Origin of the sequence: Brevundimonas balnearis (assembly GCF_042434805.1) — a bacterium.
Classification (GTDB): Bacteria; Pseudomonadota; Alphaproteobacteria; order Caulobacterales; family Caulobacteraceae; genus Brevundimonas; species Brevundimonas balnearis.
Map to the genome: position 1 here is coordinate 272,491 of NZ_JBHLSW010000005.1, position 14,018 is coordinate 286,508.

General features: G+C 69.9%; 13 protein-coding genes. 2 read left to right on the forward strand and 11 right to left on the reverse strand.

The window, feature by feature from the left end:
• Positions 1–65 precede the first annotated feature (65 nt).
• From ACFFGE_RS08430 to rimP, 3 genes are read right to left on the reverse strand one after another with little or no spacing between them, the layout of a single operon-like run.
• Positions 66–743 carry an RNA-binding protein gene (locus ACFFGE_RS08430; protein ID WP_376835870.1) on the reverse strand — a complete coding sequence of 226 codons (678 nt, stop codon included), beginning with the start codon at positions 741–743 and terminating at the stop codon, positions 66–68.
• 18 nt (positions 744–761) lie between these two features.
• Positions 762–2,522, reverse strand: a complete 1,761-nt coding sequence (gene nusA, locus ACFFGE_RS08435; RefSeq protein ID WP_376835871.1) for a transcription termination factor NusA — start codon at positions 2,520–2,522, stop codon at positions 762–764.
• 10 nt (positions 2,523–2,532) lie between these two features.
• Positions 2,533–3,096: a ribosome maturation factor RimP gene (gene rimP / locus ACFFGE_RS08440; RefSeq protein ID WP_376835872.1), complete on the reverse strand. Its 564-nt coding sequence runs from the start codon at positions 3,094–3,096 to the stop codon at positions 2,533–2,535.
• Positions 3,097–3,275: 179 nt separating this feature from the next.
• Between rimP and ACFFGE_RS08445 the strand changes: the two genes are divergently transcribed.
• Positions 3,276–3,800: a biotin transporter BioY gene (locus tag ACFFGE_RS08445; protein ID WP_376835873.1), complete on the forward strand. Its 525-nt coding sequence runs from the start codon at positions 3,276–3,278 to the stop codon at positions 3,798–3,800.
• On the opposite strand, the gene trmB is transcribed toward ACFFGE_RS08445, so the two are convergent.
• The 5 genes from trmB to ACFFGE_RS08470 form a co-directional block, all read right to left on the reverse strand.
• Complete coding sequence (trmB, locus tag ACFFGE_RS08450) at positions 3,787–4,485, reverse strand: tRNA (guanosine(46)-N7)-methyltransferase TrmB (protein ID WP_376835874.1); 699 nt, start codon at positions 4,483–4,485, stop codon at positions 3,787–3,789. The two genes, ACFFGE_RS08445 and trmB, sit on opposite strands and share 14 nt — an antisense overlap.
• Before the next feature lie 38 nt (positions 4,486–4,523).
• On the reverse strand, positions 4,524–5,012 hold the full coding sequence (locus ACFFGE_RS08455) for an RNA pyrophosphohydrolase (RefSeq protein WP_376835875.1): 489 nt from the start codon (positions 5,010–5,012) through the stop codon (positions 4,524–4,526).
• Between the two features lie 54 nt (positions 5,013–5,066).
• Positions 5,067–5,987: a Brp/Blh family beta-carotene 15,15'-dioxygenase gene (locus tag ACFFGE_RS08460; RefSeq protein ID WP_376835876.1), complete on the reverse strand. Its 921-nt coding sequence runs from the start codon at positions 5,985–5,987 to the stop codon at positions 5,067–5,069.
• A 6-nt stretch (positions 5,988–5,993) separates the two neighbouring features.
• Entirely contained in the window at positions 5,994–6,824 is an 831-nt protein-coding gene (locus ACFFGE_RS08465; RefSeq protein WP_376835877.1) for a bacteriorhodopsin-like, read from the reverse strand.
• Between the two features lie 127 nt (positions 6,825–6,951).
• The gene (locus tag ACFFGE_RS08470) at positions 6,952–7,581 is read right to left on the reverse strand and encodes a LuxR C-terminal-related transcriptional regulator (protein ID WP_376835878.1); all 630 of its coding nucleotides are present in this window, start codon (positions 7,579–7,581) and stop codon (positions 6,952–6,954) included.
• A 76-nt stretch (positions 7,582–7,657) separates the two neighbouring features.
• Between ACFFGE_RS08470 and ACFFGE_RS08475 the strand changes: the two genes are divergently transcribed.
• Complete coding sequence (locus tag ACFFGE_RS08475; RefSeq protein ID WP_376835879.1) at positions 7,658–8,839, forward strand: CaiB/BaiF CoA transferase family protein; 1,182 nt, start codon at positions 7,658–7,660, stop codon at positions 8,837–8,839.
• Here ACFFGE_RS08475 and ACFFGE_RS08480 read toward each other — a convergent pair.
• The 3 genes from ACFFGE_RS08480 to ACFFGE_RS08495 all read right to left on the reverse strand — a co-directional run bounded on the left by ACFFGE_RS08480 (position 8,836) and on the right by ACFFGE_RS08495 (position 13,866).
• Positions 8,836–9,237 (reverse strand): hypothetical protein, encoded by a 402-nt coding sequence (locus tag ACFFGE_RS08480; RefSeq protein WP_376835880.1) that lies wholly within the window; start codon positions 9,235–9,237, stop codon positions 8,836–8,838. The two genes, ACFFGE_RS08475 and ACFFGE_RS08480, sit on opposite strands and share 4 nt — an antisense overlap.
• 12 nt (positions 9,238–9,249) lie before the next feature.
• Entirely contained in the window at positions 9,250–10,794 is a 1,545-nt protein-coding gene (odhB, locus tag ACFFGE_RS08485; RefSeq protein WP_446680616.1) for a 2-oxoglutarate dehydrogenase complex dihydrolipoyllysine-residue succinyltransferase, read from the reverse strand.
• Between the two features lie 75 nt (positions 10,795–10,869).
• On the reverse strand, positions 10,870–13,866 hold the full coding sequence (locus ACFFGE_RS08495; RefSeq protein WP_376835881.1) for a 2-oxoglutarate dehydrogenase E1 component: 2,997 nt from the start codon (positions 13,864–13,866) through the stop codon (positions 10,870–10,872).
• Between the last annotated feature and the right edge of the window lie 152 nt (positions 13,867–14,018).

Below are 14,018 nucleotides of genomic sequence, written 5' to 3' on the forward strand. Positions count from 1 at the left end.
TATCCCGCCATGGTCGTCGTGTCGTCGTCAAAACGCAAAAAGCCGCGCGCGGCCCCGCCCCCTGATCAGGGAGCAGGCCCCCGCCCGTCGGCCTCTGCCGTAGGTCCCCGGTCGCGCCCGGCCACGGGGGGCAGGCCCCAGCCGTCGGGTGCGATCGGTCGAAATCCCGCCAGACGCCGGACCTCCTGGCCCCATCGTTCGGCGCGCCCGCCCTTGAGCAGGACGGCGTGTATCGCATTTTCCAGCCCCAGGGCCAAACCCAAATCGTCGGCGCCGAACGCGCCGCAGACCGGCGGGACGGGCGTCTGATGGCGGGCGAGGCGAAGAAGCTTGTCGCGGCCGTCGGCGGAACCGTCCGCCGCCTCGATCATCCAGGCGACGCGTCCACCCCGGATCGCATCGGCGCAACTGTCGAAGCCGGAGATAAGCACGCCTTCGCGCCGGGCAAGTCCAAGCTGGTCTAGAACCCGCCGAACCAGAAGCCGCTCCACCAGATCCGCGAGGTCGGACGGGGCCCTCAGGGGCGCCTTGGCCGCCCGCGCGAACAGGTTCTTCGCCGCGGCCTCGGAGACGGAGGCGCGATCGGCCGCGACCCACAGGCCGCGGCCGGGAAGATTGCGGGCGAGATCAGGAACGACCGAGCCGTCGGGGCCGGCGACGAAGCGGATCAGGCAGGATTCATCCATGACCTGGCGGGTGACCAGGTCCCGACGTTCCCTATCCGCGGCCGCGAAGGCTCCCATGGGCGGCGCGGTCCTCCATCACCGGTCTTCGGCCGAGGCGTCGTCCGCCTCTTCGCCGGAGGCGTCGGACGCGTCGTCGGCGGCTTCGGCCCCGGCGTCGCTCGAGCCTTCGAACAGCTGCTCGGCCTCGGCCATGTAGTCCTCGCCCTCGAAGCCCTCCTCATAGGCCTCCTCCGGCTCGGGCTGCGGCAGTTCCGAGGCGTCGATCCAGCCGGCGGCCACGCGGGCCTGGAGGATCAGCATCTCGGCGTCCTCCTGGCTCAGGTTGAAGCTTTCCAGCACGCCCGGCACGCGCACGCGCTCGCCGTTCCGCACCTCGAAGCCGCCGCGCACCTCGTCGGTCGCGAGATCGGCCAGATCCTCGACCGTCTTCACGCCGCCCTCGCCGAGCGCCACCGCCATCGGCAGGGTCACGCCGGGAACCTCCAGCACGCCGTCCTCGACGCCCAGCTCCTTGCGCTTGGCGTCCTGCTCGGCCGCCTGACGGTCCAGGAAGTCGCGGGCCCGCGCCTGGAGCTCTTCGGCCGTTTCCTCGTCGAAGCCCTCGATGTCGGAGATTTCGTAGGCCTCGACATAGGCCAGGTCCTCGACCGTGGCGAAGCCTTCGGTGACCAGCAGCTGGGCGATCACCTCGTCGACGTCCAGGGCGTCCTGGAACAGCTGGGTCCGCTCGGCGAACTCCTTCTGGCGACGCTCGGAGTCCTGGCTCTCGGTGATGATGTCGATCTGCCAGCCGGTCAGCTGGGAGGCCAGGCGCACGTTCTGGCCTCGACGGCCGATGGCCAGCGACAGCTGCTCGTCGGGCACCACCACCTCGACGCGGTCGGCCTCCTCGTCCAGCACCACCTTCGACACCTCGGCCGGGGCGAGCGCGTTGACGATGAAGGTCGGCTCGTCGTTGTTCCACTGGATGATGTCGATCTTCTCGCCCTGCAGCTCGGCGACCACCGCCTGGACGCGCGAGCCGCGCATGCCGACGCAGGCGCCCACGGGATCGATCGAGGAGTCGTTCGACAGCACCGCCATCTTCGCGCGCGAGCCGGCGTCCCGGGCGGCGGCGCGGATCTCGATGACGCCGTCATAGACCTCGGGCACCTCCTGGGCGAACAGCTTGGCCATGAAGCCGGGGTGGGCGCGGCTGAGCATCACCTGCGGGCCCTTCGCCTCGGGCCGGACGTCGTAGATGTAGGTCCGGATGCGGTCGCCGATGTTGAAGATCTCGCGCGGGATCGACTGGTCGCGGCGCATGATGCCCTCGCCCCGGCCCAGATCGACGATGACGTTGCCGTATTCGACGCGCTTGACGGTGCCGTTGACGATCTCGCCGACGCGGTCCTTGAACTCCTCGTACTGGCGCTCGCGCTCGGCCTCGCGGACCTTCCCCATCACGACCTGGCGGGCCATCTGGGTCTGGACGCGGCCGAACTCGAACGGCGGCAGCTCCTCGATGTACTCCTTGCCGACGAAGGCCTCGGGGTCCCGCTTCGAGGCGTCCTTCAGCCGGACCAGCGCGGAATCGTTGAACTCCTCGAGCTCGTCTTCCGGCCGCCAGTCGTCCTCGACGACAGTGACGTGGCGCGTCAGGGCCAGCTCGCCGGTCTTGGGGTCGATCTTGGCGCGGATGTCGTGGTGGGCGCCGTAGCGGGACTTGGCCCCCTTCTGGATCGCCTCCTCGATCGCCTCGATCACGATCTCCTTCTCGATGTTCTTCTCGCGCGCGACGGCGTCGGCGATCTGGAGAAGCTCGAGGCGGTTGGCGGAAACGCCGGTGGCGGCCATGGTCGGGTCCTCAGTCGTTGGGGTCTTGTTCGGCCGGAAGGCCGTCGTCGGAAGGTTCGCCGCGTTGCGCGCGCAGCTCGGCGCCTCGCTTCATCAGGGCGTCGGTCAGGACCAGCTTGGCGTCGGCCAGCCAGTCGAAGGGGATCAGCGCGGTCTCGTCCTCGCCCTCGAGGTCGATCAGCACATTGGCGTCCTCGGTCCCGGCGATCAGACCGCGGAAACGGCGGCGGCCCTCGACCAGCCGGTCGGTCTCCAGCCTCGCCTCATGGCCCTCGAACAGGTCGAAGTCGGTCAGGCGGGTCAGCGGCCGGTCGATGCCGGGGGACGACACCTCCAGCAGATACTCTCCGGCGATGGGGTCGGCGGCGTCGAACACCTCCGACACCGCGCGCGACAGGCGGGCGCATTCCTCGACCGAGATGTCGTGGTCGGCGGCGCGCTCGGCCATGATCTGCAGGCGGCGGCGCTGGGTCCCGCCCATCAGGCGCACGCGCACGACGTCGAGGCCCAGGCTCTCGGCCACGGGCTCGATGAGCTCGAGCAGCTGACGATCCTCGGCGGTCTTGGCCCGCACGGGTGGCTCCGGAAAAGACAAAGGCGGCGGGCCTGCCGGCCGCCGCCTCTTCGAGGCGCCGTCCGACGCCCCGTCGATAACGATGTGGGCGGCCATATAGGCCATGTGATCGGGCTTGTCAGCCCCGTTTCGGCGGTCGGTCCTTGCGGCGCCGTTGGCGGCGTGGTTGGGCGGGATCCATGAGTCCTAGTCTCCGCACCCCGCTGCTGGTCCTCGCCTTCGCCGCCCTCACGGCGGTCGGGGCCCAGATCGACGTCCCGATGCGGCCCGTGCCCATGACCATGCAGAGTTTCGCGGTGCTTCTGTCCGGGGCGGTGCTGGGGTCGGTCCGGGGCGCGGCGGCGGTGTTGTTCTATCTGGGCCTGGCGCTTCTGGGGCTGCCGGTTCTGGCGGAGGGGGCCGGCGGGGCCGAGCCCTTCCTGGGCCCGACGGCGGGGTATCTGTTCGCCTTCCCCCTCGCCGCCGCCGGGGCCGGCCTGGCCGCGCGTCGGGGCGTCCTGTCTCATTGGGGGGGCGGCGCGGCCGCCCTGTTCGGTCTGCACCTCCTGCTGCTGGGCGTGGGCGGCGCCTGGCTCGCCCTGGAGATCGGGGCGGCGGACGCCTGGACCGTCGGGGTCGAGCCCTTCCTGGTCGGTGCGGCGGTCAAGTCGCTGCTGGTCCTCGCCGCCTGGCGGCTGTGGCCGTCGTGGCTCAGAGGCGGCTGAACTCCAGGAACACCGGGGCGGTGTCGCCGAGCTTCTTCTCCTCGTAGCGGGTGGTGACGTGGTCGGACGGTGCGACGCGCCAGTCGTCGGCCGCTTCGGCCCGCCAGGCGAGGCCCGGCGTCTTGAGAAACCGCTCCAGCGCCCAGTCGGCGTAGTCCTTCCAGTCGGTGACGAAGCGCAGACGCCCGCCGGGCTTCAGCAGGCGGGCGAATTCGGCGGCGGTATCGGCCTGGACCAGCCGGCGCTTGGCGTGGCGCGCCTTGGGCCAGGGGTCGGGAAACAGGATCATGACGCGGTCCAGCGCGGCGTCCGGCATGGCGGCCATCACCTCGCGGGCGTCGCCGGCGTGGAGGCGCACGTTCTTCAGGCCCCGCTCCTCGATATGCCGCAGCGCCGAGCCCACGCCGTTCAGGAAGGGCTCGCACCCGATCATCAGGGCGTCGGGTCGTCGCGCCGCCTGTTCGGCCAGATGCTCCCCCCCGCCGAAGCCGATCTCCAGCCAGATCTCCGCGCCGTCGGGCGCCAGGGCGCGCGGGTCGAACGGACCCTCGGCCGGATCGGGCACGGCGATGGTCGGCAGCAGGCTGTCGAACAGCGCGGCCTGGCGCGGCTTCAACGTGCGGGACTTGATGCGCCCGAAGCTGCGCAACGGGCCCCAGGTCGGGGGCGGAACAGGGGTCGACATGGCGCGCGGTCTAGCCGGTCGAAGGGGTGTCGGGAAGGTCAGGCCGCCAGGTGGCGGAAAGCCGCGACGACCTGGGCGTAGGCCTCGCGCTTGAAGGGCACGATCAGCTCCAGCGCCTCATCCAGCGTCGCCCAGCGCCAGGCCTCGAACTCCACCTCGCCGTGCGCCGCGAGATCGATCTCGGCCTCGTCGCCGGTGAAGCGATAGGCGAACCAGGTCTGGCGCTGGCCGCGCCAGCCCTTGCGACCGCGCGCGGCGTCCTGGGCCAGCACCTCGGGCGGGAAGTCGTAGACGATGGGCGCGTCGGTGCGCTCCAGCGGTTCGACGGAGACGACGCCGGTCTCCTCCAGCAACTCACGCCGGGCGGCGGCTTCCAGGTCCTCGCCAGGATCGACGCCCCCTTGCGGAAACTGCCAGCAGAAGGGCTCGGACGCGCCGACGCGGCGCCCCAGCCAGACCCGGCCGTCCGGATGGAACAGGACGACCCCGACGTTGGGGCGATACAGGCTGAGGTCCCGCGTGGTCATGGCCGCGCCTTAGCATGACCCGGGCCAAGGGATCAGGGGGGGCGTCGGCGGCGTTCAGCGTCTGGTGCGCCGGACCAGCGGGGTATCGCCGCCGAGCTTCGGGCGCAGAACCTCCAGGCGCGCGATCAGGCGCGGGGCCAGCATGTGGGGCGTGGTCAGGATCGACAGCACCATGAAGGTGGCGGCGATCGCGGTCTCGCCGACCGTCGGCCGCGTCTCCAGCCTGGCCAGGGCCAGCGCGATCAACAGAGAAAGACCCGTCATGGGCAGGATCGCCCCCATCCAGACCCGCCGGCGCGCGGCCGCCTCGCCCGGCATCTCGGCGGCCAGGTGCAGCGGAGAGTGCAGCAGGCCGAAGTAGAGGGCGAAGCCGACGGCCGGCGGCAGGACGACCAGGCCCGTGAGCGCCGCGCCCGTGGCCGCGGCCAGCGCCTGTTCGCCGCGTCGGACGAGGGCGGCCAGTCCGACCAGCGCCAGCGCCAGTCCGACCGGCGCCGCCAGTCGGAGCGCATCGCCCAGCAGGGCGGCTTCAGCCTCGCCCGCGAGCGCGGCGAACAGTCCATGCAGCTCGTCCAGATGCAGAAGACCCGGCGCCGCCAGGAGACCGCCGGCCAAGCCGTGGGCGAGGAAGGGTTCGTCAAGCGCGGCCCAGTCCTCGGCGAAATGAACGACCGCCATGACCAGAAAGAGGACCAGCGCCATCACCGGCGCGGCGCGCCAGACAAGCAGCATCGCCGTCGCGAGGCCGAGATAGAGCGCCAGCCGCGCCACGGGCGCCTTCTGCGTGAGCAGGCGCAGGTCGAGGGCCCCATGCGGCAGGCCGAACAGCAGGATGGCGGCGCAGGCCCCGAGCGTCGCCGCCGGGCCCGCCAAGGGCAGACCCAGGGCGAGAACGGCGAGCGCCGCCCCGGTCGCGAGGACCGGGGCGGCCGCCGACGCGGCGGAATAGACCGGAGTCGACGCCGTTCGCGTCATGGGGCGTCAGGCCCTGGCCGGTTCGCCGCCGTAGGTCGAGCCATACTCCGCCTGCGACTTGCGCACCGCGATCACGTAGATCAGGACGCCCACGCCCGCCTTGGCGATGATGTCGGCGATGGTGTAGCCGACCTGCACGCCCGTCTCGACGGCGCCCCCGCCCAGGCTGGTGTAGGGGATCATGTAGACGATCGGATAGAAGCCCCAAGACGCGAACGTCAGCAGACGCGCCTGCTTGATCAGGCCGCGCACGCTCTCGGGCTGGTTGTCGATCGACTTGCCCAGGCCGACGAACAGCTGCCAGACGATGTACAGGAAGGGGATCGTCGACAGGGTGCCCCAGATGGCGCGGGTGGTGTTGTCGTCGGCGATCTCGCCCGGGTAGCCCAAGACGATCATGAGCGCGGCGGCGAAGCCCAGGGTGATGGACTTGGACGTCGTCTCCCGCTGCGACAGGCGCATCACAAGCACCAGTTCGATCAGCAGCAGCGGGACCGTCAACAGCCAGTCGACGTAGCGATAGGCGTCGTTGAAGGCGTAGCCGGTGACGGTCAGGACGCCGTTCTGGAGCGAGTAGGCCTGTTCCCAGCTCTCGAAGATCCGCCAGTAGTGATAGGCGGCGATGGCGGTCACCAAGCCCGAGATCGTCAGCGCCGTGCGGTAGGCGGGCGCGACCTGCGAGCGGCCCAGCCACAGGAACAGGGTGGCGGCGGCCATGGTGGCGAAGGTGAAAGAAAACGCGTTGTAGACAAGCAGATACTGGAAGACGCTGAGCGTCGCTTCTCCGCCCGACTGGGCGACGGCTGCGGCCGCACCCGAGGCGGCTTCGCTGGTCATTGTCATTTCCTGGGCTCCTCAAGCTCTTGGACCGGCTTCGGTCGTAGCCGGGGCGGGAAGTTAGGGCCCGAGCATCAGTGTTCGCCATACGGCCTTTGGGCCGTGGTCGGACGCCGCAGGTATCGGTTCAAAGTCCGGCCTGAACCGCCACGCGAATGGCGTCCGCGACATTGGAGGTGCCCAGTTTGCTGAGGATCAACGACCTGTGCATCTTGACCGTCTTCTCGCTGAGATTGAGGCGGTGCGAGATCTGTTTGCTGCGGAGTCCTGCGGCGATCTGTTGCAGCACCTCGCGCTGACGGGGTGACAACTGCTTGACCAGCTCCACGGCCTGATGGCGACGGTTGGAGCCCGGCGCCGGGTCGTCGTCCATCAGCTCCACCTGGGTGCCCACGAAGAACTCCAGTTCGCCCTCCGCGTCGAACAAGGGCGCCACCAGGACGGCGTTGCGGAACGGGGTGCCGTCCTTCTTGTAGTTCAGGATCTCGACCAGCACCGGACGGTGGGCCCGCGTGCCCTCGCGGATGCGCTCCGTCAGCCAGGGCTCGGTGGCCGGCCCGGCCAGGAAGCGGCAGTTGCGCCCGACGATCTCCTCTCGCGCATAGCCGGTGAGGGCGCAGAAGGCCTCGTTGACCGCCACCAGAGGATTGTCGGGCAGCCGCGGGTCGCTGACGACCGACGCGATGGGGCTGCACAGGATCGATTCCAGCAGCCTGGCGCCGGTCAGGTCATGCTCGACGTCCGGGTCGCTACGCATGATCGCAGGCTGACTCCGCGCCCGGGCGATGTCAAAGCGGCTTCACGGCGCGCCCCCCAGAGGGTAGGCGGGGCCGATGTCCCAGGGCCCTCTGTCCGGCGTGCGTGTTCTCGACCTGTCGCGGGTGCTGGCCGGACCGTGGGCGACCCAGACCCTGGCGGATCTGGGCGCCGAGGTGATCAAGGTCGAGCGGCCCGGCGTGGGCGACGACACCCGCCTGTGGGGCCCACCGTTCACCACCAGGACCGACGGCTCGCGCGGCGACGCGGCCTATTTCCTGTGCGCCAACCGGGGCAAGAAATCGGTCGAGCTGGACATCGCGACGCCTGAGGGCGCCGAGATGGTGCGGCGGCTGGCGGCCCATTGCGACGTGCTGGTGGAGAACTTCAAGGTCGGAGGCCTGAAGAAGTACCGGCTGGACTACGACAGCCTGGCGGCGGTCAATCCACGGCTGGTCTATTGCTCGATCACCGGCTTCGGCCAGACCGGACCGCGCGCGGCCCAGGCGGGCTACGATTACATGATCCAGGCCATGGGCGGGCTGATGTCGATCACCGGACAGCCGGACGGCGCGCCGGGCGCCGAGCCGATGAAGGTCGGGGTGGCGGTGGCGGACCTGTTCACCGGCCTTTACGCCGCGAACGGCATCCTGGCGGCGCTGATGCACGCCCGCGCGACCGGCGAGGGGCAGCACGTGGACATCGCCCTGTTCGACGTTCAGGCGGCGATGCTGGCCAATCAGGCCAGCAACTGGTTCGTGTCGGGCCAGGCGCCGACGCGCATGGGCAACGCGCACCCCAACCTGGCTCCCTATCAGCCCTTTCCCTGCACGGACGGCATGGTCGTCATCGCGGTCGGCAACGACGGCCAGTTCCGCCAGCTGTGCGCGGCGCTGGGCGCGCCGGGTATGGGGATGGACCCGCGCTTCGCCACCAACGCCGACCGGATCGCGAACCGCGCGGCCCTGAGCGCCGAGCTGTCCGCCCTGACCGTCGGGCACGACATGGCCGGGCTCATGAGTGTGCTAGAGGCGGCGGGCGTGCCCTGCGGCCCGGTCAACACGGTGGATCAGGTCTTCGCCGAACCGCAGGCGCTTGCGCGGGGGCTTCAGGTCGAACAGACCCGCGAGGACCTGTCGGCGCCCGTCCGCACCGTCGCCAGCCCGATCCGCCTGTCGAAGACCCCGGTCGCCTACGACCGCCCCCCGCCCGCGCTGGGGGCGGACACGCAGGCGGTGCTGGGCGGACGGGACGGTTAGACGCGCGCTAGGTCGAAAACGCAGCCGGCGAGCGGGAAGACCACGAAGGCCAGCACGATGATGACGGCTCCGGCCTTTTTCGCCCACTTCATGACGCCGGCGACCTCGGCCTCGTCCATTTCACCGATGCGGCCCGGAACGGCGTCGATCGCCCAGTCGTCGCTGTCGTCGATGAACTCGCCCGCCCGTATCCGCTCAACCAGCCGCCGGGCCTCGACGATCTGGTGATCGGGCGCGACCACGCGGACACCGCCGATGGCGATCAGCAGGTCCGGGTTCATGGTCGCCATGTCGCGGTCGGGCAGGCGGGCGGCCACACCGTGATTGCGCAGCAGCGCGACCGCCAGTTCACCCTCGGGCAGGGTGGAGAAGCGCGCGACCTCCAGTTCGTCGCGCATCGGCGATCTCGATCACAAATCCAGCAGGAACCGCTGCGGGTCCTCCAGGTGCTCCTTGATGCGCACGAGGAAGGTCACGGCCTCCTTGCCGTCGACGATGCGGTGGTCGTAGCTGAGCGCCAGGTACATCATCGGCCGGATCACCACCTGGCCGTCCAGCGCGACCGGCCGCTGGACGATGTTGTGCATGCCCAGGATGCCGGACTGCGGCATGTTCAGGATCGGCGTCGACATCAGCGAGCCGTAGATGCCGCCGTTGGTGATGGTGAAGGTGCCGCCCTGCAGCTGGTCCAGCGTCAGGTCGCCGTCGCGGGCGGCCTTGCCCAGGTCGGCGATGCCCTTCTCGATCGCGGCCAGCGACAGCGCATCGGCGTCACGCAGCACGGGCACGACCAGGCCCTTGTCGGTGCCGACGGCCACGCCGATGTCGTAGTGGTTCTTGTAGATGATGTCGGTGCCGTCGATCTCGGCGTTGACGGCGGGGATCTCCTTCAGGGCGGCGACCACCGCCTTCACGAAGAAGGACATGAAGCCCAGCTTGATCCCGTGGCGCTTCTCGAACGCGTCCTTGTACTGGGCGCGGAGCGCCATGACCGCCGACATGTCCGCCTCGTTGAAGGTGGTCAGCTGGGCGGCGGTGTTCTGGGATTCCTTCAGCCGGCGCGCGATGGTCTGGCGCAGGCGCGTCATCTTCACCCGCTCCTCGCGCGGGCCGACGGCCCGGGGGGCGGCGGGAGACTGGGGCGCGACGGCGGGCTGAGCGGCCGGGGCCGCCGCGGCCGCTTGCGGCGCCGGGGCCGAGGCGGCCGCCAGGGCGTCGCCCTTGAGGATGCGGCCGTCCTTGCCCGAGCCCTGGATCCGGGCCGGATCGAGGTTGTTCTCGGCGACGATGCGCTGGACCGAGGGCGACAGCGGGATCTGGGCCGAACCGGAGTTGGCGGGCGCCGCCTCGGGGGCGGGGGCCTGGGCCGCCGGAGACGACGCGGCGGCGGCCGAGCCGCTGACCCGGCCGATCTCCTGACCCGGCGTGACGGTCGCGCCGCTGTCGGCCTTGATCTCGGTCAGCACGCCGTCGGCGGGCGAGGCCACCTCGACGGCCACCTTGTCGGTCTCGATCTCGACCAGGACCTCGTCCTTCTTCACCGGATCGCCGGCCTTCTTCAGCCACTTGCCGATCGTGCCCTCGGCCACGCTCTCGCCCATCGTCGGCACGGCGATCGGCAGGCTGTCGCCGCCCGAGCCCGAGGCGACCGGGGCGGCGGCCTTCACCGGCTCGGGCGCGGCCTTGGCGGCGGGGGCCGGAGTCGAGGCCGGCGCCGAGGCGCCTTGGCCGACCACGCCCAGCACGGCGCCGGGCGTGACCGTGTCGCCGGCGGCGGCCTTGATCTCGGACAGCACGCCGTCGGCGGGGGCGGCCACTTCCAGCGAGACCTTGTCCGTCTCCAGCTCCACCAGGATCTCGTCCTTCTTGACCGGATCGCCGACTTTCTTGGTCCACTTGGCGATGGTGGCCTCGGTGACGGATTCACCGAGGGTCGGGGTCAGGATGTCGGCCATGTCGCGGTCCGGTTCAGCTGTGGCGTTCGGCAGGTCTAGTCGGCGGGTGTGTCAGTCACGTCAAGCCCGGCGGGCTCAGCTCATGGCCTCGGCGAGGAAGGCCTCGAGCTCCTTCAGGTGGCGGCTCATCAGGCCGGCCGCCGTGGACGCCGAGGCGGGGCGGCCGACGTAGCGGGCGCGCTTGGCCTTGAGGTCCATCTTCTCGAGCGTCAGCTCCAGCCACGGATCGACGAAGGTCCACCCGCCCATGTTCTTGGGCTCCTCCTGGCACCAAACTAGGTCGGCCTTCGGGAAGCGGGCCAGCTCGGTCATCATCGACTTCATGGGCCAGGGATAGAACTGCTCCAGCCGCAGGATGTAGATGTCGTCGATCCCCGCCTTCTCCCGCGCGTCCAGGAGGTCGTAATAGACCTTGCCCGAGCACAGGATGACCTTGCGGATGTCCTTGTCGGCCTTGATGCGGACGCCCGCGACCTCGGGGCGGGTCTGGGCGTCGTCGTGCAGCACCCGGTGGAACGAGCTGCCCTCGGCCAAGTCGGCGAGTGTGGACACCGCCTTCTTGTGACGCAGCAGCGATTTCGGCGTCATCAGGACCAGCGGCTTCCTGAACGGCCGGTGCATCTGACGACGCAGGATGTGGAAGTAGTTGGCCGGCGTCGTGCAGTTGGCGACCTGCATGTTGTCCTCGGCGCAGGCCTGCAGGAACCGCTCGAGGCGCGCCGACGAATGCTCCGGCCCCTGTCCCTCATAGCCGTGCGGCAGCAGCATGGTCAGGCCGCACATGCGCAGCCACTTGCGCTCGCCGGAGCTGATGAACTGGTCGATCACGACCTGGGCGCCGTTCACGAAGTCGCCGAACTGGGCTTCCCACAGGACCAGCGTGTTCGGGTCGGACAGGGCGTAGCCGTACTCGAAGCCCAGCACCGCCTCTTCGGACAGGGCGGAGTCGATCACCTCGAACTGGGCCTGGCCCTCACGCAGATTGTTCAGCGGGACGTAGCGGGCCTCGGTCGTCTGGTCGATGATGGCCGAGTGGCGCTGGCTGAAGGTGCCGCGTACCGAGTCCTGACCGGACAGGCGGACGGGGAAACCCTCGTCCAGCAGCGAGGCGAAGGCCAGGCTCTCCGCGGTGGCCCAGTCCAGGCCCTCGCCCGCCTCGATCGCCTCGCGACGCCCTTCCAGGACCCGCTTCAGGGTCTTGTGCACATCGACGTCGTTCGGAATGGTCGTCAGGCGCTTGCCGTAGTCCTTCAGCTTGGCCAGCGGCACGGCGGTGTCGCCGCGGCGCTCCTCGTTGTCGGGCAGGCTGAGGCCCTGCCACTTACCGTCAAGCCAGTCGGCCTTGTCGGCCTTGAAGGTCTTGCCCGCGTCGAACTCGGCGTCGAGGAAGGCCTCGAAGCGCTGAACCTCGGCCTCCACCTCCTCGGCGGTGATCACGCCCTCGTCGATCAGGCGCTGGGCGTAGATCTCGCGTGTCGAGGGCTGCGCCTTGATCTTGGCGTACATGATCGGCTGGGTGAACGTGGGATCGTCGCCCTCGTTGTGGCCGAAGCGGCGGTAGCAGAACATGTCCACCACCACGTCCTTGTTGAACTTCTGGCGGAACTCGGTGGCCACCTTGGCGGCGAAGACCACGGCCTCGGGATCGTCGCCGTTGACGTGGAAGATCGGCGCCTGGACCATCAGGGCCACGTCCGACGGATAGGGCGAGGAGCGGCTGTTCCGGGGGCTGGTGGTGAAGCCGATCTGGTTGTTGACGACGAAGTGCAGGGTCCCGCCGGTGCGGTAGCCCTTCAGCCCCATCAGGGCGAAGCATTCGGCCACCACGCCCTGGCCCGCGAAGGCGGCGTCGCCGTGAATCAGCAGGGGCAGCACCTTGGAACGGTCCAGCGCCCATTCGGCCTCCGGCTTGCCCGCATTGGCCTCGCGGATGTCGAAGGCCTGCTTGGCGCGGGCCTTTCCGAGCACCACCGGATTGACGATCTCCAGGTGGGACGGGTTGGCGGTCAGCGACAGGTGGACCTTGTTCTCGTCGAACGTGCGGTCCGAGCTGGCCCCCATGTGATATTTGACGTCGCCCGAGCCCTCGATGTCCGACGGCACGGTCGAGCCGCCCTGGAATTCGTGGAAGATGGCGCGGTAGGGCTTGCCCATGACCGCGGCCAGGACGTTCAGACGGCCCCGGTGAGCCATCCCGAGCACGATCTCGTCGACGCCCAGGTTGCCGCCGCGCTTGATGACCTGCTCCAGCGCCGGAACCATCGCCTCGCCGCCGTCCAGGCCGAAGCGCTTGGTGCCGGGAAAGCGCTTGTGCAGGAAGCGCTCGAAGGTCTCGGCCTCGATCAGCTTGTTCAGGATGGCCAGCTTGCCTTCCCGGGTGAAGGCGTTGGCCTGGAGCTTGTCCGGCCCCTCGACCCGCTCCTGGAGCCAGGATTTCTCCTCCGGCTCGGCGATGTGCATGTACTGGATGCCGAGGTTGCCGCAGTAGGTGCGGCGCAGGATCTCCAGCACCTCGCGGATGGTGCCGGTCTCCAGCCCCAGCACGCCGTCCAGGAAGATCGGGCGGTCGAGATCGGCGGCGGTGAAGCCCCAGAATTCCGGCGTCAGCTCGGCGTTCTGGACCGGCGGCTCGATGCCCAGCGGGTCGAGGTTCGCCTGCAGATGCCCCCGGATGCGATAGGCGCGGATCAGCATCAGCGCCCGGATGGAGTCGTGCGCGGCGGCGCGCACGTCGGCGGCGCCCAGCCCCTGGGGCTGAGGGGCGGCGGCGGCCTCGGCCTTGGCGGGCTTGCCCTTGGGGGCGGGCGGCTGCGGCCAGCGGCCGTCGAACACGGCGGTGGCCTCGGTCGGCTCGGTCGCGGTGGAGCGGCCCCAGGCGCCGGCGCGGGCGTTCTGGCGCACCACCTCGGCGTGGTCGCGCAGCTGGTCGAAGAAGGCGCGCCATTCCGCCGAGACCGACGCGGGATCGTCGGCCCATTTGGCGTGGAGCTCTTCGATGAAGGCGGCGTTCGCGCCGTAGAGGAAGGAGGTCTCGGCGAAGACCTGGTTCAGCCGGCCGGCGTCGTCAGCCATCTTGTTTCGTCAGTCCCTTCGGGTCGCGCGCGCACGTCCGCGCGGAGGCGACCGGCCCATATAGGCGCTGTTTCCTTATGGGTCATGACCGAATGGAGGCGAAATCGTCCAATTGCGACGTTCCAGCCGCGCTGTGGCCCAAATGTCTGACA